Below are 18,963 nucleotides of genomic sequence, written 5' to 3'. Positions count from 1 at the left end.
GCAAGCCGCTCCCGGAGGCCCGCCGCCCGCCTGACGGCGGAAAATCGGTGAACGAGCGTTCCGGACATCGGAGGGGTGGCCAGCGCCGTCGCGCGAGCCGTTCCCCGCAGGAACGATGCGGGAGCGGAGCGTGCCGATGCTGCAGCGCGCGGACACCATGCCGACCTCGTCGCAGGCTTCTGCTGGGCGATCCCGCAGCGCTACATCATCGGCGCCGACGATTGCGACCGGCACGCCCCCGGCGATCCGCTGGCACTGATCGACCTCGACGGGGCGGACGCCACGCAGCACTTCGGCTTCGACGACCTCCGGCCCGCCTCGAACCGCTTCGCCAACCGGCTCGCCACTCAGAGCCTGCGGCGGGGCGACCGCCTCGGCGCGCTGCTCCCGCCGAGCCCGGAGACCGCGATCGCGCACCTCGCGAGCTCCCGGGCCGGGCTGATCACCGTCCCGCTCTTCACGCTGTTCGGGCCCGGACGCGCTCCTCCATCGGCTCGGCGACGGCGGCGCGCGAGCGGTGGTGACGGACCTTGCAGGGGCCGAGAAGCCGGCTTTCCTGCGCGACCGGCTGCCGGACCTGGAGCGGGTCTAGACCGTGGACGGACCGGGTCCGGACCCGGCGGTGAGGCGGAGCGGCAAGCTGGGCGGGGATGCCTAACGACCCGTGAACGCCGGCGCGATCGCGTTTGCGACAGGCTCGTCGAGGTCCCGCTGCAAAGGGTTGCTCAAAACCGTCTGCAGGTACGCCCTTGCTCGTCCGTGGTAAGCTGCACGCGGCAGGCGAACCGGCCTCGCTGGTGCCCGGGAATGTCGAAGCGTACCTCGCATTCCAGCCGACCACGAGTTAGGCGACGGTCAGCTTCGCGTCGACGTCGATCGCTGTCGATGTCCGCAGATTGAGGATGGAGGTGGAGCACCATGAAACGCGAAAAGCTCCTTTCCTGGACCCACGCGTTGCAAAAACCGACAAAGACGCGCCGGGTAGGTGAAATTTTTTGACTGAGACGCGAACTCGGCGGTGGGATCAACGTCAGTATTATAGGTGAAGCATTCCTACCAACCCGGGCGGCCTTCGCAAATTCGACCATAGGTTTAAACTACGTGAAATCGCGAGGGACGATCTATGAAAGCGCAGATTCTACAGCTTTTCTCATGGTTCGTAAGGAAGCTTCCCGAGAGACGCAAGATACAGATTGTGAAAACTTTAGCAGACGATCAAGAATTCGCCAGGCTGCACGCAAGATATGCTATCGCAGCATTTGCCGGGCCAGCTGGCGTCACCGGCGTAGCGAGTAGAGGGGTGTCAGGCACAATCGTGAGTCAACCTTATGACTTCTCAGTGCACCGTGCTTACTCTGAAAAGGGAGACTGGGCGAAAACGACCGTGGATAAATTAAAAGAGTTTTTTGACAAGAATGGTGGGGTGGGTTACTACTTAGATATAGGCGCGAATATCGGTCTTACAACTATTCCGATTGCGCAGTCATATCCAAATGTTCATTGTTTTGCATTCGAACCAGAGCCGCATAACTTTATGAACTTAGAAATTAACACAAAGATAAATTGTAGACATGCAAATTACAAGCTTTTCAGGCTGGCTTTATTCAAGGAAAACTCAAATTTGCAGTTCGAAATTGCACCTGAAAATCTAGGAGATCACAGAATTAGAATAGGTGGCAATTTTATCGGCGATATTGGCGAACATCTGCGACCAGTCATAAACGTCGAAGCAGTTCCTTTGAATGATTTCGCCGCTTATATCAAAACTCCGCTTGCTGTAAAAATTGATGTTCAAGGCGCAGAACCATTTGTTTTTGAGGGCGGCAAGGATGTGCTAAAGAAAGCTGGACTAATAATATTAGAATGGTGGCCTTACACGATGAAAAGGATGAAGGCGGATCCTGATATAATATTTGAATTTATAAAATCCAATTTTGCTTCATGCAGCATAGCTGCTGCAGAAGGAACCGGCGAGAGCAGAAGCTATGCCGCGCAAGATGCAATAAATATCTTAAAGAGCAACTATGATAAAGAAGCAGAAAGTGACAAGATTTACTATGATCTAACCATGACGACACCCGTCGATAAAAATCATATTCTCAGATGAGGTCAGCTTTGGGCAGATAGATTGGCCTGAATTTGTATTCATGAAGTGGAGAAAAGCTGATAGATGCTGCCAATGGTGGCGCTATAAAGTTTCAAGTTACTATTTTTATCATAAACTGCCAATTCTAACGCAGATCAACACCATCTGATTCGATCATGCCAGGACAATGTTTCAGGCACCCAGCATCGAAGCCAAACGCAAATTTATTGCGTGCTCATATTTAATTCGAGCAGAAATCCTGTATTTGTTTGGGAATATTTCAGCTTGCTTGGTCGGTCCTTGGCATCCGTTTAGAGGGCGCGGTTGCCGCCCTGACCCGATCCGTGTAGCTCGCGCACGCAGTCGCCGCGCAACGGACGCGGCCTACGTCTCCGCCTATGAGCCGCCGCAACCCCCGCCGCGCCTACGACGAGCAGGGCCGCGCGATCCCGCCGCCCACGATCGGCTGGATCCGGTCCGAGGAGGGCGACCGCACAGCCTTCGTGCACGCCAACGCGACTCACTGCGGCCACGAGGCGGTGATCAGCACGGATCGCTTCCCGGACAGCCTGCCGTTCCCCGACATCGCCCTGCACCCGCGCTGCTCTGCGTGCGGGGCGAAGAGCGTCGGGGTGATGCGCGATGTGGTCGGGATCCACCGCCGCCTTCAAGCGCACCGGGTGGAGTATGGGCAGAGAGGGGACCCGGCCGCCGGCGACCGGGTGACGGGGCGGGACACGCCCTGGCCGGATAAGTCAGGATCTAGGATTTAGAGAAGCCGCACCCACTCTTCATTGGCGTGTTATAACATCCATTCTGCATGCATTGTGAATTAGCGTCAGCACAACGAGAGTGGCAATTATAAGCTCTTCCGCCCGCATTTCTCTGATCGCAGAATTTAATGCACTGTTGGTTGCGTTCTGAGCACGACATTGCCATTGTAGCATTTGGATAAACAACACAGATTGTAAAGAGGGCGGCCGAGAGGAGTCCAGTGCGTCTCATAGCCGAACTTTCCCGTTGCTTGGCCTTCAAGTTAAGGCTCAAGGTGTACAAGCCGTCAAGCTTCTGACGGGCCACCAATCAAAAAGGTCCGCTGCGGCCCGAGCCGGGCAGGCCGAGGAGATCCCGCAGATCAAGGGTGTCGTGCATCGGTAGGCGGGAGGCGATCAAGCGCCGTCGCCGTCGGGTCGAGGCCGAACCTCGCTCGGCTTGGCCGCGGGAGGGCCGCTACAGGTAGGAGGCCGACGCAGAACGATGCATGATCGTCCGATCGCGTCGGTCACGAGGGCCACACCGTCGATGAGCCTGCGGTCCCAGTACGAGCAAGCCGTGCGCGACTTGCGCGAGCACGCGGCTGAGATGCGCCGCCGCGGCGCCTCCGCCGAGGCCATCGCACGGGCGATGCACGCGGAGCGCAGGCGACTGGCCTCCCTGTTCAAGGAGCAGACCCCCGAGCCGCACCGGACCCGCATCTACGAGCGCACGCTGAGGGTCTACGGGAACGAGATCGGCCCCTCGATCGAGTCCCTGCGCGCGATGGGCAAATCGTGGGAGGCGATCATCGAGAGCGCGACGCGTCCGGGGCTGCCCGTCGAGTGAGGGACCTGAGCAGGAGGATGCAGGGCGGGGGCGAGAGCGACGACCAAGCTCGGGCCTCACGGAGCACAACTCGAAGGCCCGATGTGGAGCGTGCACGGCGCTACCGCGTCTTCGTGCGGCCCGCGCCGGAAGCGCGCGGCGGACCAGTCGCCGCTCCCGAACCGCATGTGCAGTGCCTAGACGGGCGCCGCCTTGATCGAGCTGCGGCCACGAGGCGGTGATCGGCACTGACCGCTTCCCGACCGACCTGCCGCCGCTGGGTGATCGAGACGTCCTTGAGCAGGCCGTCCATTGAGGCCCGGGCGTGCGGTCCGGTCGGGAAGCCGTCCATCATGATGTGCGGGTGGCCCTCGCCCGAGCCCGCCGGGGCTTGCCGCAAACGCGGGCTCGGGCCGCAGAAGGGGCTCCGCCGACCCGCTTTCACGCTTTGTTCGCGACGGAAAGACCAAAGCAGCTGGCGAGGAGCTGGTTCTGCTCGCGGACGGTCCACGCGCCCGCGAACCCGAAGTCCTTGCGCAGCCACAGCATCGCCTCGAAGCCCTGGATTGTGCGCCGGGCCGTGCGGAACGGCCGGAACCCGGCCATCCGCGGCATCGCCCGCTTGACCCGGAAGTGGTGGCTCTCGATCCCCTGTCGCAGGTGCTTGGTGACGTGGTGGGTCGGCATGCGCCGCAGCAGGCCCTCCTTGCGGCTCTCGGCGATCGCCGGCGGGTACGGGCCAGCGCCATTGGTGCGGATGCGGTCGGGCGCGAGAAGCGGCTGATCCTGCAGCATCTTGCGGAGGAAGCGCTTGGCCGCATCCAGGTCGCGGTTGGCGGTGAGCGGGGAGTCGACCGCCTGCCCGTGCTGGTCGATGGCCCGGTACAGGTATCGCCACTGGCCCCGCACCTTGATGTCGGTCTCGTCGACGCGCACGGAGCCGGAGTGCGGTTTGCGGAACCGGCGCAGGCGGCGCTTGATGGCCGGCGCGGAGGCGAGCACCCGGCGATTGATGGTGGAGTGGTCGACCGTGAGGCCCCTCTCCAGGAGCATCTCCCCGATGTCGCGGTAGCCGAGCGCGTAGCGCAGCTACCAAGAAACGGCCTGCACGCTCAGGGTGGCCTCGAAATGCCGGCCCCGGAAGTCGCCACGCGCCGGGTGCTTAAGCTTGAGGGCGAGGGAATTCAAGATCATGGGCCGGCTCCGGGGCGGAGGCGGCAAGCTGGGCGGGTATGCCTAACGACCCGTGAACGGCTGCGGACGCGTTTGCGGCAGGCCCAGCGGGTGGGCTGAGGGTCCCCCCCTCTGGCGCTTCTTTGTGCCCGAAGAGAGCCGGGGGCCGCGCTTCAGGCAGGGTCGGAAGATGGCCGCGGCCCGCGGGTGGTGCCTCCAAGGCGACGTCGAGGGGCCAGGAGGCGGTCACACCCGAAGCGTGCCCCTGGATGAGCCGATACGTCTGTCACCCACGCTCAACGCGACTGGAGGCGAGTGCGGGCCGGGTCCTCGTAGCGGCCGAGGACCCGGCCCGCTGCTCGACTCCGGGCGTGCGCTCCCGGAGCGAGCGACGGAAGACTAGCACAGTCGAGGCGGCGGCCCGCTCGCGATCCGCGCGAAACCTTCGGAACACTGTACGGATGCCCCATAACGCGCACCAGAATATGGGATTATACGAATGAACCGCCTTCTCGCGCGCGAGATTGAGCCCGCAGCTAGTAGCCGTGGCGGCGGTTAACACGCCGGGCCGTTCTTCGAGCCGACCGATGCGCAACTCCGGCTCTGGTCACCGCCTTGATGACCAATCCGTCGGACACCTCACATGTTGCAATTCCAGCCGAAGAACTGCTGAGTGGGGTTGCTTTTGCTCCGCTCCCTAGTCCAAGCACGAGCGCCGCGACGATAGATAATCCTGCAAGTTTCAGATACTGCATTGTCATCTCCCTTGCTTCGTCGCTACCCCGGAGATGGGCACCGCCGTCCCACTATTTATGTTTCCTATGTGCGCCGCTTGATCCATCGGGACTCGGCCATTGCTTTAGCTTGCTCGGTCCCTCCCAACCGTGCCGGACTCTTCTCGTGAGGCGCGTCCTCGTCCCGTACTCAGACTTATGCGAATGGGTGGAGCTGTCCGCCCTGATCGAGGCTCGAAAGGCCCCCTGAAGCCTCAGAAACGGCCCAGGAAGCTCAACTCTACAACTCAGTCGTCCCTACTGCTATAAGCCGGAACGGGCCCTACGGGTCGGCCCCGAACGACCGCGCGAGGGTGACTCGCGGAATGCTGGGAGAGATCCCGATGTACCAGCACATCCTTGTCCCGACTGACGGGACGTCGATTTCCGCCTCGGCCGTAAAGAACGCCGTGTCGCTCGCCAAGACTGTCGGTGCAAAGGTGACGGTGCTCACGGTAGTCGCGCGGTTCCCGGCATTGCCTTTGGGGGCCTCAAACCCATACGTGGATGAGTTCACGCGCCATGCACATGCCGACGCCGATCGTCGTCTCACAGAGGCCGAGCAGGAAGCCAAGCGGGTCGGTGTCTCTTGCGAGGTCGTGAAAGTCGAGGACCGGCAACCGTATGAGGCCATCATCGAAACCGCCGAGGCCCGCGGCTGTGACCTCATCGCCATGGCCTCGCATGGCCGTCGTGGCTTTTCTGCCCTCGTTATTGGCAGCGAGACCATGAAGGTTCTCACGCACTCCAAATTGCCCGTTTTAATCTACCGCTGACCGTCCGCGCCTCATCAAAGGCCGCCAGGGTTGATCCTCTCGGCGCGATCACGCTGGCCTGAGAGGACCAAGTCCAACTTGGGGCGACAGATCCTTGGGGCGACAGATCCTTGGGGCGACAGATCAATGGGCGCCTATGAACGTCTTAGCCCGCCCGGTCCCCGCCGTGGCGGGCTCTTCTCGTCCCATGCTCGCCCTTATGCGAATGGCACGGCCTCGCGCGGCGAGCGGATCACGGCCGCGAGTTGCGGCCAGTCGATCCGGTAGAGGCCGCGGTGATCGGGGCGGATTGGCACGGCTTACACGACATCCGATTGATGGCTTCGCCATCTCCCATTTCGGCCATGCGGATGTCGGCTTCGCTCAAGCGCCGCGCGGGCGTGTCACACGTCTTCCGGAAGATCACTTCCGGAAAACGTGTTGCGAGTGCTTGCGCCGACGTTTGCGGGGCGCTGCGGTCCTAGGCTCACTGGCGGGGCGCTGCGGTCCTTGCCTCATAGGACGCGATTGCCGAACGACACGCCGGGCTCAGGCTTTCCCTCTTGCTCAGGAGGCACGCCCTCACCCGTCCCGGATACGGGATGTGCTTGCCGCAGAGGCTTATCGCGTCTGGCGTGCAGGCGCGCTGCTCCGCCAGCGTACCCATGTCCAGCGGCACCGCTGGAGAGGCCAGCGCCAGGACGGACAGCCCAATGCTGACGGCGATTAACTTAACGGTCATGACCCCTCACCCGCCACATTCTGACGTTCATCTTTGTAGAAATTTATTTTTCGCTCCGCCGCGGCGTCGTTCTGACAAGACGACTGTAGATCATCATCATGCCAAGCTGGGGTGCTCTGTCGCACTCCGACAAAGCCCAGAGCAGCAGCCTCTGTTTTGACGCTAGCTGATGTGACGGTTGGGGGGTTGCGCAGCCTCGTGGGAGCATAGTGCCGTCTCGTGGGCCGGTGCAGGGCACGACGGCGCAGGAGAAGCCCGCGGTGATACTGCCAAGCGCCGTGCCGGCAGCTTGATGACGGTTGCCGCTGGGCACTTCGCATCAGGCACCGACACTTCTCCGAAGCTCCTTCAGGGCTGCCTCAAGTGGCGAAGCGGTCTCCGCCCGATTCTGCTCGCCCATAAGCAGGAGGCTTCCGCCTAGGCTTTGCTTTTGGGCGAGCTGGGGCAGCGGTCGAGCCTCCCCGAAAACGGGGAGGTGGGGGCGGCTTCGGGTGGGCGATGGATCGGCGAGCAGGTGCCGGGGCTCCACGAGCTTCAGCGATCATGAGACGAGGGACGTTGTAGACGACGTCCCGTATTCTCGATCGGAGCAAATATCAGTTGCTCCAAATCCCCTTGCCGCCACCACTGCCAGAGCTTTGCGACCCTTCCGGAGCCGTTAGTTCTTCAAATCTCCTTATGTATGGTGTCGTATTCGGCGTCAGGCATCCGCTTCCGCGGATCGCCCCGCCAGCCACTGCCTCAAGCTGTTCTTCCGAAAGCTCCGCGTCTCGCATAGGAGCGAGATCCTCGACCGGCGAGCCACTACCTTGAGAAGGAGTCTTGGCCTGAGACATGGTCATCTCCCGAGCTTGTCATCGGTCTGAGAAGGTATGAATTCGGGCGCGACGGCCCGACTTCAGCTCGCGGGCGGATCTGGACCGTCGCCTTGCCGTGCCGAGCCTTCGCCGTGCCGAGCCTTTGCCGTGCCGAGCCTCAGGCGCAGCGTGAAAAGGCCGCCCCGCACGGGTGGGACGGCCCGAGGTCTACGAGGCAAAGCCCCGCCGCGCCATCAACGCCGCGGGGCATCCGCGGTGTGTGCCGCTTCATGCGGTCAGGCTCTCCAGCCCGCGCGGCATTGTCCGCGATAACTATCTCGGTATGGAATTGATGAAGTATATAAGCCCATAGACGCCGTTGAATCCGCCCGGCTTGTAATTCTGCGTGGCTTCCGATCCAAATTTAACTTGAAGTGCACCGCCTACTACTGCGTCTAAATCATCGTCTTTAATCTGCTCGGCAAGGTGCGCGTTCTGCTCTTTAGCAACCTGATGTGCTTCGGTGCTGTGGAAGGAGTCTTTGGAAACGCGCATTTTTCACTCCTCGGCGTAAATTTGTTGCGACGGACATGACGGTAAACATCGTTGCGTTGAACTGGTGTGCTCTCCCGCACCAGCCTTCACCTTGCCAGAAGATCTTCGGCTACCTGCGCCCGATCGCAGACACGGCGCTGGCCCGCTTCAATCGCCCCCTGGTGGTGCGCATCCGGGACAAGGCGGCCGAGAGCAAGGGCCGGCGATTCGGCAACGACGTGAGGGCGGTCCTCTCCATCCTGTTCGGCTGGGGCTCGGAGCGCGGCCACCTCGCCGACAACCCGGCGGCCGGGATCAAGGACATCCGCCAAAAGCGGGGCGCGCCGGAGCGCAACCGGCCCTGGTCCGACGAGGACCGCCACGCCGTCCTCGATGCGATGCCGCCGCACATGGCGCCTGCCCTCACCCTGCCCCGCAGCTTCTATCGCGCGGGCGAGATCGCGACGCGGCGGGCCAAGACAGGCGAGCCAGTGTTCTGGCCCGTCCCGAGCCCGCTGGCGGCGATCCTCGACGTGGCGCCCCAGCACAGTGCCACGCCCCCGTGGACCAGCTCGGCAGGCACGCCGTGGACCCTCAACGGCTTCCGGGCCTCGCGGCGACAGATCCGAATGCGCTTGGAGAAGGCGGGCACGGTCGGGCCGGGCCTGACGCTCGACGGCTTGCGGCACACCGTGGCCGTGATCCTGCGGGAAATCCGCCACGACGAGCGCACGATCGCGGACGCGCTTGGCCAGAAGACGCTCGAGATGGCGCGCCACGACGCGAAGGGCGCGGAGCTGCGCCCGAAGATGCGCGGGGTGGTCACGGGTTTCGACGCCGAGGTGAACAGGCGGCGAACCGGTGTTGTCGAACCCGGCAACTGAAACTGTCAAACCCGGCCACGGGACCGGGTTCAATGGAGGAAAGATATGATAAATCAGAAACTTAAGTGGTAGCGGAGGAGGGACTCGAACCCCCGACACAAGGATTATGTGTGAGGTTCGGCGACATCGTTTCAATCTCGCCGTCCGCGCTCCCGGCCGATCTGGCATTCCGATTGCTGCTTCTGCTGTGGAGCTGTGGGCAGCGCGGCACGCGCTGTCCATCAGATCCCCAGCCAACGCGAGACACGGCCATGGATCTGACGAAGGCGCGTCTGGGATGGATTGAACTCTATGCCCAGACCGGCGACGCCGGCCTCGTTTGCCGCCGCTGCGGCATCTCACGCCCGACGTTGCGCAAGTGGTGGCGGAGGTATCAGGCCGCTGGTCCAGCTGGGCTGGTGGAACACAGCCGCCGTCCGCGACGCTTGGCAGCTCAGAAGGTGTTTGCAGAGCACGAGACGCTGATCCTCAGCCTCCGACGCGACCGCAAGCTCGGGATCAAGCAGCTCCGCAATGAGCTCGTCCGTCAGCACGATCTGACGCTGTCGCTCGACACCATCCATCGCGTGCTCGTCCGTCACGGCGAGCAAGTGCTCAAGCGACCGCGGCGGCGCGTCAGAGGGAAGCTCCGCTATAGTCGACCCGTGCCGGGCGATCGGGTGCAGATGGACGTCTGCAAAATCTGCCCGGGTGTGTACCAGTACACCGCCATAGATGACTGCTCGCGCTACGCCGTGTTGGGGATCTATCCACGCCGGACCGCCGCGAACACTCTCGATTTTCTCGACCGCGTGATCGAGGAGATGCCGTTTGCCATTCAGCGGATCCAGACCGACCGCGGACGCGAATTCTTTGCCGAGGCTGTGCAGCAGCGGCTGATCGACTGGGGCATCAAGTTCCGCCCGATCCCGCCACGATCGCCCCATCTGAATGGCAAGGTCGAGCGCAGCCATCGCGCCGCTCTTGAGGAGTTCTGGACCACTGTGGATCCGAAATCCGCGGACATCGCCGACCGCGTGGCCGAGTGGCAGCATCACTGGAACTGGAGCCGCCCCCATTCGGCGCTTGATGGCGCATCTCCCATCGACCGGGTGGCTGAACGCTCGGACCAGACGCCGCTCCGAGAAGAGGTGGAAGCCCTCTTCGACCCCGCTAAAGCGCGCATCCGTCATCCGGACTACCGCATCGATCAGGCCTTGGCCGCGGTGAAATGATCTCCCCAGACCCTACAGCCAGCACAGCGTCGAGCGCCTCTGCCGGCGTCTTCCAGTTCAGCGTCTTGCGCGGTCTGCTGTTGAGGGCTGCGGCCACAGCAGCAAGATCGTTCGCGCTGTGGGCGCTCAGATCCGTTCCTTTCGGGAAGTACTGTCGCAGTAACCCGTTCGTATTCTCGTTCGTCCCCCGCTGCCAGGGTGAGCGTGGATCGCAGAAGTAGACCTGCAGACCCGCGTCGATCCGCAAGCGCGCGTGCTCGGCCATCTCGGTACCCTGGTCCCAGGTCAACGAGCGCCGCAGCTGCTCGGGCAAGCGCGCGATCGTGCCGGCGATCGCCTCGCGCACCGCCTGGGCCCCGTGCCCCGCCAGCGCCGGGCCGTTCTTCGCACGCGGTGTCACCCCATGGCCGTCCATCGGCGGAAGATGCAGCAGCATCGTAAAGCGCGTCGTGCGCTCGACCAGGGTCCCGATCGCCGAACTCTTCAGACCCAGGATCAGATCTCCTTCCCAGTGCCCCGGCACCGCGCGGTCCTCCACCTCGGGCGGACGCTCGCTGATGAGCACCTCGGGGGTGACGAACGACCTGCCTCGGCCCAGGCTGCGGGCCCGCGGCACACGCAAAGCCCGTCCTGTGCGAAGACACGCGGTCAGCTCACGCTTCAGCGCGCCCCGGCCCTGGATGTAGAGCGCCTGATAGATCGCCTCGTGACTGATGCGCATCGTCGTATCGCCCGGAAAGTCGAGCCGTAGGCGCTCGGCGATCTGCTGCGGACTCCAGGATCGACCCCATCGCCGGCTCTGGCGTCGCCCGTGCCGCCGTCCCTTCCAGGCAACGCTAGGGCCAGGCAGAGCGCTCCCGCCCGGTGTCGCGACAGTTCCGGCGAGCCGCTCCTGCACGTACGTCCGCAGCGCTGCGTTCCCCGCCAGTTTTGCTGGCTTGGGCCGGCGTGCCGCGCGTTCAGCGTGCCACTGCGCGGTCGTGGCGCGATAGTCCAGGCCGCCACTGCGGGTCGCCGCATTGCGGCGCAATTCCCGCGAGATGGTCGACGCCGCCCGTCCCAGACGCCGAGCGACGTCCCGGACCCCGTGACCTTGCGCTTGTAGGATCGCGATCTCCTCCCGCTCAGCCAACGACAGGTAGCGCGCAGAAGGCGACTTGGATGATGGTGACAGGTGGGAAGGTGCCATTCCGCCTGCTGTCCGGAACCACCGCGAGCCGACCGGTGGCGAGATCCCGAGCTTCATCGCTGCGACCTCGCTGGAGAGACCCTGCGCGAGGAACGCCCAGAACCCCCGCCGCGTCTCGCGCAGACCGACCCCGGGACGACCCGGTGACCGCAGCTTCTCGCGAAGTGCCCGATCCGAACGCCGCCGACCTGCCATCACAACCGCCCTCCGCCAAGCCGTTGCGACGACCACTTGAATCCACCCACTAGACTTCGCTGGCCTTTGGCAGCCGCTGCCGCGAGGCAGGGGTGCGGCCCTCGATGGGCTCGGTCGGTGATGCTTACGACAATCTATGGACGCCTCCCGCGGCAAGGTATTCCTCAGCGACGACCACGACCTTGGGTGCGTGAATCTATCCGGCCTGTCGGTGGAGCGATCACGCCCCTGGCCTCGATGGGGTCCGCTTCTTCCGTCCTCATAACGCTAGCGGCCTCGAAGGCCGTGTCGTAGGTCAGGATCGGAAGCGGCGGCCCACGCCGTGTCGCCATCGTCGGTCACCTCGCACGCATCGCCGCTCGCGCGACGATCTCGGTCGCCCGCGTCAGGCGCGGGCGTAATCCTCCTCGCGCCTCAGCATCGCCCAGGCTATCCGCGCGGTCTTGTTGGCCATCGCCACGATCCCCTTGTTGAACCCGCGCCGGTCGATCACCGCCTGGAACCAGCGTGAGCGCGGATCGGTCTTCGTGGCCAGGCGCAAGGCGACCGCGCGGGCGCCGTGCACGAGTTGGCGCCGCAGATAGTGGTTGGCCCGGCGTCCGACGCCCCCGAGGTGCGGCTTGCCGCCGGTGGAGTACTGTCGCGGCACCAAGCCGATCCAGGCCGCGAGTTCGCGCCCTGAGCGGAACTGGCGGGCATCGCCGACGCTGGCCTTGAGGGCGGTGGCGACGACCGGGCCCACGCCAGGCAACGTCATCAGGCGGCGGCAGACGACGTCTTCGCGGCAGATCGCCCGAAGTTGATCGTCGAGCCGCTCAAGCCGCGTCTCCAGGGTCTCCAACTCGTCGAGCAGGGCCGCGAAGGTGGCTCGCGCCATCGGCGACAGTCCCGCCTCGGAAAGTTCCGCCCGCACACGCGCTGGAAAGCGGGCCGCACCCTTCGGGTAGATGAGGCCGTACTCAGCCAGGAGCCCACGGGTATGATTGATCAGGTTCGTGCGTTGCGAGACCAGCCGATCGCGGACGCGATGAAGCGACTGCAGGTCTTGCTGCTCGGTCGACTTCACAGGCACAAACCGCATCGTGGGACGTGAGGCGGCGTCGAAGATCGCCTCGGCGTCGACGGCATCGTTCTTCGAGCCGCGCACGAACGGCTTGACGAAGCGCGGGTTGATCAGCCGAACCTCATGCCCGGCCGCGAGGAAAGCTCGCGCCCAATGATGGGCCGTGGCGCAAGCCTCCATGGCGATCACCTTCGGGGCGAGGCTGGCCACCAGCGCCGGAAGTTTGGTGCGCCCGACGCGCCGGGAGATCACCTGACCATCGGCATCGACGCCGTGAACGTGAAACGACTGCTTGGCCAGATCGATCGCGAGCATCTGCATGGCTCTTCTCCCTCTCGGTCTCGCCCAACCTGGGCGCGGAGCGGGAGGCGTCCATCCCATAACGCACTGTGCGAGAGATTCTTCGCGACGCTGGAGTGCGAGTTGCTCGACCGCCGGCGCTTCGCCTCCCAGGCGCAGGCCCGCATGGCCGTGTTCACCTTCATCGAGGGCTTCTACAACCCCGTGCGCCTGCACTCCGCGCTCGGCTATCGCTCACCCGTCCGCTACGAACAGGAGATGCTCGCTAACCCCTGACCCGCAAGCGTTCCACCGCTCCACCAAAGCGGGTCAACTCCAAACCCACAGACTTTGCCGTATCGAGGCCAACCAGTGTGTTCGTCATCGGGGCGCTCTTTCGATTGAGGTTGAACCAACGCACCGTGATACGTCGCTGCCGCCACGGTCCGTCCACCCCATCTCGCTCTCGATGAGAGATTCTGGCAGGCTCGACACCCGCCTCGATACGCCGCCTTCACGCCGCTCGCGTCACCCAATCTCCCGCATAGCTCTCGTCGATACCTGGCAGAGCCGGCTGACCTGGCTCTTTGACATGCCGGTGCCGCCCATGGCTTGAACGAGATCATCGACCGAGCGGGTCGAGATGCCCTGGATATAGGCCTCCTGGATCACCGCCGTGAGCGCCTTCTCGGCCATACGCCGCAGCTCCAGGAAGGCCGGAAAGTACGAGCTCTTATGCAGCTTCGGGATGCGCAGCTCCACCGTGCCGGCCCGCATCTGCCAGTCCCGGTCACGGTAGCCATTGCGCCGGACCAACCATTCAGCGCTCTTCTCGCCATGGGCCGCCCCGGTCAGGCCGCCCACCTCCAACTCCATCAGCCGCTCGGCGGCAAAGCCGATCATCTCGCGCAGCAGGTCCGCGTCGGCGCTCTTCTCCAGCAGCCCGCGCAGGCTCATCATCTCGTCGGTCATCGGGGGTCTCTCGGGTTCGGGGTTGGCACTCGCAACCCGACCCTACCCGGCAACCGCCGATGACCACCCCGCGAGGAAGCTCGTCCGCTACAGCGCTGTGGAGGGCGTGCGGACGGGCTTCCTCGCTACCGTCGAGCCACACCATCAACAGGGACACGACCGCGCGGTAGGTATTTCGGAACGCGGGGCGAGCGTGTGCGGCGACCCTGCCGGCCATGCTGAAGACTGCCCGCTGGCACGGTCGGCCGCCAGGGATGGGACGGGCGGGCCGGATACCCCCCCGCCCGGGGATGAGGAGCCATGCCAGCCAGGCTCGCAGCGGCTCTGCGGTCAATCCGTCCAAGCTCGGGCATATCGGTGATCGGCACACGGGCAATGCGCCGGCCGCTCCCCGGGATTGAAGAGGATAGTGCGCTCACGGGCCAAGGCCGGATCAGGAGCGATGTGCCGCTCAAGCTCGGCTTCAACCTCGGCGCAAGCCCGCGGCAGGGCCTGGGTGACGGCTCGGCAGCTGTCGACGATCATGGAATCGGGATATAGCTGTCATCCGATCATCCACTCTCTGTCAAGCAGCGGGAAGGCGGTGTTACCCGCCTTCCTGGCATTGTTCTAGACTTAGACGATAAAGGCGTTGCTGATGTTGACGTTGATGTGCTGTGTCGCCGTGGCATCACCGTCCGCGTCCACCAGCGCCAACGAGAAGTCAAGGTTGGCGTTGATTGTACCACTGGTTTGCTGCACGAACCCGATATCGGTGATTTTCAGCACATCGTTATCGGTCGGATCCCAAGCCGTCAGGTTGCTGGTGGCACTGCTGCCGCCATTTGCACCGGTGGCCCCGTTCAGGTCGATGGCGTTACCCGTCAACCCGTTTGCGCTTTGCATGATCTGGATGCCCTGTATTTGATAGGTTTCTCCAGCGACCGTGTAATCGTTCTGCTCAATGATGAGCAGAGCATCATTGTTGTCGAGTGTGAACTCGGTATTGTATGGAGCAGGGATGTTCGCATTACCCTTGATCAGGTCCGAGTTTTGCACATTAACAGCTCTGGTAATCTCATTACCAGCGGCGTTCTTAAGATCAAGGATCAGGATAAGATCCTCGGAACTGCCAATGCCGTCGAACTTTATGACGACGCCGCTGGCAGACGTTGTGGGGTCAAGCCGTTCGGTTCCACCACCCGGGGCGCTCGGATCGACGTCGCTGAGGATGTTCTCTTTGAAGAAACGCATCGTCAGCAGCTCACCTTTCTGTATGGTATCTCCGGCGACGCCATTCGTCGACTGGGTTGCACTCACCCAGTCCTCGTTGACGTTGGTGACCAGCTCGTGAGCACCCTGCGTGAACGAGACGTCAGTCGGCGGCCCACTCGGCGCCCCATCGCCAGTTGAGTTGAAGCCAAACCCGATCTGCTGGGTGACCGAGTTCCCGGTGAACTGAACAAAGAACGGATCTGGGTCGCCGTTCGGCGTCAGCTGCTCTGCGACGATCAGGGGATGTCCCGTGTTGCCGGTAGGCTGCTTGCTAACCAGCTCGCTGGTGTGCAGCACGTCGAAACTGAACCCGTCGATCACGTCGGTCAAGGTGAACGTGTAAGTGCCGGCTACCTTGTCGAAGACAAGCGTACCGCCCGCTGTAGAATCCTGAACACCAGCCGTGAGCGGATCCTTATCGTAATGGAACGAGAAGTTGAAGGTCGCAGATGTAGCGGATTCACTTGTGAGAGTTGCGACCGCTTGGGTGATATTGGGATTCTGGGTGTTATCGACCGTACCGGTGAGCCCGATCTGGATGCCTGGCACGGCCGGGTTGGTATCGACGAAGTCAGAGTGCGTGGCGTCGTAGAACGTAGCGGGATGGCTGTCGTGGCCGATGTCATACCCAAAGGTTCCCGTGGCCGTCTGGCCCACTGCGTTGCCCAGATGCTCCGGGGTTTGGATGCCCGGAGTAGCCGGGTCAGCGTCGAACTGTGCCGTTATCGTTGGGCCGTCATCCAGGAACGACAGGTTCTGGCCGATGTTGAGGGTGGCCGCCTGATGGTCACCATCCTTGTCGATGACGGTCGCGGTCAGCTGGACCAGATTGTCCGCGGCCAGCGTCGCGGCATCGTTCGGGTCGTTCGCATTGGCATGAACGACCGCCCGTCTCTGATCGAGCGTGACGTTGCCGGACGCGTCGACGCTGACCGTGAACACCAGATCGTTGCCGACCGCGGTGCGGCCTTCCACGACCGAGCCGTTGAGCGACAGGTTGACCGCCTGGTTGGTGGCGGTGTCGACCAGACCCGAGGGACCGGCGACCACGCTCAGGGCGTAGGTCACGGCTCCGGCGCCGTCGGCGCCGAAGGCCGGGCTGAAGTTGGCCGCAAAGCTCTTCGTGTCGTCGGTTGTGAACACGGTCTCGTCGACGGTGAGCGTCGGCTCCGTGCCGGTCGTCGAGATGCTCGGACCATCGTCCAGGAACGACAGGTTCTGGCCGATGTTGAGGGTGGCCGCCTGATGGTCACCATCCTTGTCGGTGACGGTCGCGGTCAGTGTAACCAGATTGTCCGCGGCCAGCGTCGCGGCATCGTTCGCATCGTTCGGGTCGGCATGGACGACCGCCCGCTTCTGATCGAGCGTGACGTTGCCGGACGCGTCGACGCTGACCGTGAACACCAGATCGTTGCCGACCGCGGTGCGGCCTTCCACGACCGAGCCGTTGAGCGACAGGTTGACCGCCTGGTTGGTGGCGGTGTCGACCAGACCCGAGGGACCGGCGACCACGCTCAGGGCGTAGGTCACGGCTCCGGCGCCGTCGGCGCCGAAGGCCGGGCTGAAGTTGGCCGCAAAGCTCTTCGTGTCGTCGGTTGTGAACACGGTCTCGTCGACGGTGAGCGTCGGCTCCATGCCGGTCGTCGAGATGCTCGGACCATCGTCCAGGAACGACAGGTTCTGGCCGATGTTGAGGGTGGCCGCCTGATGGTCGCCATCCTTGTCGGTGACGGTCGCGGTCAGCTGGACCAGATTGTCCGCGGCCAGCGTCGCGGCATCGTTCGCATCGTTCGCATTGGCATGAACGACCGCCCGTTTCTGATCGAGCGTGACGTTGCCGGACGCGTCGACGCTGACCGTGAACACCAGATCGTTGCCGACCGCGGTGCGGCCTTCCACGACCGAGCCGTTGAGCGACAGGTTGACCGCCTGGTTGGTGGCGGTGTCGACCAGACCCGAGGGACCGGCAATCGCGCTCAGGGCGTAGGTCACGGCTCCGGCGCCGTCGGCGCCGAAGGCCGGGCTGAAGTTGGCCGCAAAGCTCTTCGTATCGTCAGTTGCGAGCACGGTCTCGTCGACGGTGAGCGTCGGCTCCGTGCCGGTCGTCGAGATGCTCGGACCGTCATCATCAAAGTTAATGAAAGAGCCGACCTGTTCAGTGTAGGCGTTAGAGGTTTGCGTCGTGAAATGAAATTCGGTGATGTCGCACCCTTCGTTTGCATCAACTCCCGTAACCGTCAGCCGATCCATGGGGCTGCCGGTGGTGACATCGACGGTGGTGATGTTATCGAGCCCGGTGATGGTGACGACGTTGGTCCCCAGCCCGCTGACGGTGACGTTGCCACTTCCCGTGGCATAGGTACCGTTAGCGGTGATGGGAGACGCAAACCCCGATTGCCCAGTCAGCTTGAGGCTGGTGATCGGCGCGGTCGTGGTCGGGCTACCGTCGTAGAAGTTCAAGCCCTGCTCGTTGCCTTGAACGTTGAAGGCACTGATCTTGATGTCCACCCGCAAATTCGGGTTGGAAGGTGTGATCTGATTGATCGTGAACCCGGCCTGCGTGATCGTCTCGAGATGGCTGCTATACTGGATCTGCGAGGCACTCCCTGCGTGCAAAGTACCGCCGGTCACAAAATCAACCTGGAGCGTTTCTGTCGGATTGATGCTCTGGTTGTCGACGCCGAAGCCCTGCGTACTCACGTTGGGGGTGGCATTGGCCGTCCCGAGGAAGCCTGTCACCAGAATCTGCTTGGACGCGTCATTGGACGAGTCGAGGAGGTAGAACTGATTGATCCCAGGAGGGGCGTTCTGGCCTGAGAAATTGGCCACGCTGGTCCCCGCGACCGAGGCGAACACCTTATCGGTCAGATCGATGCGATCGTCCGGGTTGGTCGCATCCGGATGCAGTAAGGGCACATACTGGACCGTATACAGGTCCGCATTCGTGTTGCTGGTGTTGAGCAGCGCAAACGAGAAGGCGAGCGGCCCGGTCGCAGCGGGCGCGGCGGCTGGGTCGGAGGTGCCGATGACGCCGATCACAACGTTCGCATGGGTTGCGTCTTGGAACAGCCAAACGTAGTTGCCGTCGACCGTCCGAATGCCGCTGTTCACACCCACGGTAGTGGAGAACGCGTTTCCAGCGAGGTTCTGGGACAGAGTGACCGAGGTGATGGTTTCCCCGGCGCTCGCCGTGGCCTGCACGAAGTTGGCCTTGAAGGCGACCTCCGGTGAGGCCAGGCCGCCCGGGCCGTCGAGACCGAGGAGGTAACTCAGCGTGGTGTTGGTGCTGTGGGGCGGCAGAGAAGGGTTGACATCGTTATCTTGAAGGCCAGTGGTCTCGTCAATGATGATGTCTTGGGCCACGAGGTCGAGTGCCATGATGCTCTCCTTCAGATGAGCGGACGTGTGCGGCGCAACTTTACGAACTTGCGCACTGACGCCAGCATATGAGCCAGCATACCGGCTAGAATAT

General features: G+C 63.2%; 12 protein-coding genes and 3 pseudogenes. 8 read left to right on the top strand and 7 right to left on the bottom strand.

Going from position 1 to position 18,963, the window contains the following annotated elements:
* Positions 1 to 75 precede the first annotated feature (75 nt).
* From M446_RS39690 to M446_RS12045, 4 genes are all read left to right on the top strand, one after another.
* Positions 76 to 900, top strand: a complete 825-nt coding sequence (locus M446_RS39690; RefSeq protein WP_168169151.1) for an AMP-binding protein — start codon at positions 76 to 78, stop codon at positions 898 to 900.
* 223 nt (positions 901 to 1,123) lie between these two features.
* A complete protein-coding gene (locus M446_RS35180; protein ID WP_083784667.1) occupies positions 1,124 to 2,107 on the top strand; it encodes an FkbM family methyltransferase in 984 nt (327 codons plus the stop codon).
* Positions 2,108 to 2,484: 377 nt separating this feature from the next.
* A complete protein-coding gene (locus M446_RS12050) occupies positions 2,485 to 2,859 on the top strand; it encodes a hypothetical protein (protein WP_012332378.1) in 375 nt (124 codons plus the stop codon).
* Between the two features lie 529 nt (positions 2,860 to 3,388).
* Entirely contained in the window at positions 3,389 to 3,688 is a 300-nt protein-coding gene (locus M446_RS12045) for a hypothetical protein (protein WP_012332377.1), read from the top strand.
* Between the two features lie 420 nt (positions 3,689 to 4,108).
* Here M446_RS12045 and M446_RS12040 read toward each other — a convergent pair.
* Positions 4,109 to 4,861, bottom strand: a pseudogene (locus M446_RS12040) (IS6 family transposase).
* Positions 4,862 to 5,957: 1,096 nt separating this feature from the next.
* On the opposite strand from M446_RS12040, the gene M446_RS12035 reads away from it, so the two are divergent.
* Positions 5,958 to 6,389: a universal stress protein gene (locus M446_RS12035; RefSeq protein ID WP_018260911.1), complete on the top strand. Its 432-nt coding sequence runs from the start codon at positions 5,958 to 5,960 to the stop codon at positions 6,387 to 6,389.
* Positions 6,390 to 8,240: 1,851 nt separating this feature from the next.
* Here M446_RS12035 and M446_RS37075 read toward each other — a convergent pair.
* Positions 8,241 to 8,462, bottom strand: a complete 222-nt coding sequence (locus M446_RS37075) for a hypothetical protein (RefSeq protein WP_150108639.1) — start codon at positions 8,460 to 8,462, stop codon at positions 8,241 to 8,243.
* 35 nt (positions 8,463 to 8,497) lie between these two features.
* On the opposite strand from M446_RS37075, the gene M446_RS12025 reads away from it, so the two are divergent.
* Together M446_RS12025 and M446_RS12020 are read left to right on the top strand one after the other, a co-directional pair.
* Positions 8,498 to 9,325, top strand: coding sequence for an integrase (locus M446_RS12025; protein WP_150108638.1), 828 nt, complete (start codon positions 8,498 to 8,500; stop codon positions 9,323 to 9,325).
* A gap of 251 nt (positions 9,326 to 9,576) precedes the next feature.
* A complete protein-coding gene (locus M446_RS12020) occupies positions 9,577 to 10,539 on the top strand; it encodes an IS481-like element ISMtsp15 family transposase (RefSeq protein ID WP_012332374.1) in 963 nt (320 codons plus the stop codon).
* On the opposite strand, the gene M446_RS35175 is transcribed toward M446_RS12020, so the two are convergent.
* Both M446_RS35175 and M446_RS12010 read right to left on the bottom strand, forming a co-directional pair.
* Positions 10,478 to 11,923: an IS30-like element ISMtsp4 family transposase gene (locus tag M446_RS35175; protein ID WP_012332373.1), complete on the bottom strand. Its 1,446-nt coding sequence runs from the start codon at positions 11,921 to 11,923 to the stop codon at positions 10,478 to 10,480. The two genes, M446_RS12020 and M446_RS35175, sit on opposite strands and share 62 nt — an antisense overlap.
* Before the next feature lie 385 nt (positions 11,924 to 12,308).
* Positions 12,309 to 13,307 (bottom strand): IS110-like element ISMtsp7 family transposase, encoded by a 999-nt coding sequence (locus tag M446_RS12010; protein ID WP_012331380.1) that lies wholly within the window; start codon positions 13,305 to 13,307, stop codon positions 12,309 to 12,311.
* A gap of 33 nt (positions 13,308 to 13,340) precedes the next feature.
* Here M446_RS12010 and M446_RS38875 point away from each other — a divergent pair.
* Positions 13,341 to 13,562 (top strand): annotated as a pseudogene (locus tag M446_RS38875) (integrase core domain-containing protein); the annotation flags it as partial.
* 231 nt (positions 13,563 to 13,793) lie between these two features.
* Here M446_RS38875 and M446_RS12000 read toward each other — a convergent pair.
* The 3 genes and pseudogenes from M446_RS12000 to M446_RS11995 all read right to left on the bottom strand — a co-directional run bounded on the left by M446_RS12000 (position 13,794) and on the right by M446_RS11995 (position 18,869).
* Entirely contained in the window at positions 13,794 to 14,237 is a 444-nt protein-coding gene (locus M446_RS12000; RefSeq protein ID WP_012332372.1) for an IS256 family transposase, read from the bottom strand.
* 157 nt (positions 14,238 to 14,394) lie between these two features.
* Positions 14,395 to 14,768, bottom strand: a pseudogene (locus M446_RS35165) (transposase); the annotation flags it as partial.
* Between the two features lie 84 nt (positions 14,769 to 14,852).
* A complete protein-coding gene (locus tag M446_RS11995) occupies positions 14,853 to 18,869 on the bottom strand; it encodes a DUF5801 repeats-in-toxin domain-containing protein (RefSeq protein ID WP_012332371.1) in 4,017 nt (1,338 codons plus the stop codon).
* Between the last annotated feature and the right edge of the window lie 94 nt (positions 18,870 to 18,963).

It is taken from the genome of Methylobacterium sp. 4-46, assembly GCF_000019365.1.
Lineage (GTDB): Bacteria > Pseudomonadota > Alphaproteobacteria > Rhizobiales > Beijerinckiaceae > Methylobacterium.
This window is presented reverse-complemented; position numbering and strand designations above follow the sequence as displayed.

Bases quoted from the DNA above. Each gene is read 5' to 3' on its own strand.
- M446_RS35180 (WP_083784667.1), top strand. From the start codon at position 1,124: ATGAAAGCGCAGATTCTACAGCTTTTCTCATGGTTCGTAAGGAAGCTT.
- M446_RS12050 (WP_012332378.1), top strand. From the start codon at position 2,485: ATGAGCCGCCGCAACCCCCGCCGCGCCTACGACGAGCAGGGCCGCGCG.
- M446_RS12045 (WP_012332377.1), top strand. From the start codon at position 3,389: ATGAGCCTGCGGTCCCAGTACGAGCAAGCCGTGCGCGACTTGCGCGAG.
- M446_RS12035 (WP_018260911.1), top strand. From the start codon at position 5,958: ATGTACCAGCACATCCTTGTCCCGACTGACGGGACGTCGATTTCCGCC.
- M446_RS37075 (WP_150108639.1), bottom strand. From the start codon at position 8,462: ATGCGCGTTTCCAAAGACTCCTTCCACAGCACCGAAGCACATCAGGTT.
- M446_RS12025 (WP_150108638.1), top strand. From the start codon at position 8,498: ATGACGGTAAACATCGTTGCGTTGAACTGGTGTGCTCTCCCGCACCAG.
- M446_RS12020 (WP_012332374.1), top strand. From the start codon at position 9,577: ATGGATCTGACGAAGGCGCGTCTGGGATGGATTGAACTCTATGCCCAG.
- M446_RS35175 (WP_012332373.1), bottom strand. From the start codon at position 11,923: ATGGCAGGTCGGCGGCGTTCGGATCGGGCACTTCGCGAGAAGCTGCGG.
- M446_RS12010 (WP_012331380.1), bottom strand. From the start codon at position 13,307: ATGCAGATGCTCGCGATCGATCTGGCCAAGCAGTCGTTTCACGTTCAC.
- M446_RS12000 (WP_012332372.1), bottom strand. From the start codon at position 14,237: ATGACCGACGAGATGATGAGCCTGCGCGGGCTGCTGGAGAAGAGCGCC.
- M446_RS11995 (WP_012332371.1), bottom strand. From the start codon at position 18,869: ATGGCACTCGACCTCGTGGCCCAAGACATCATCATTGACGAGACCACT.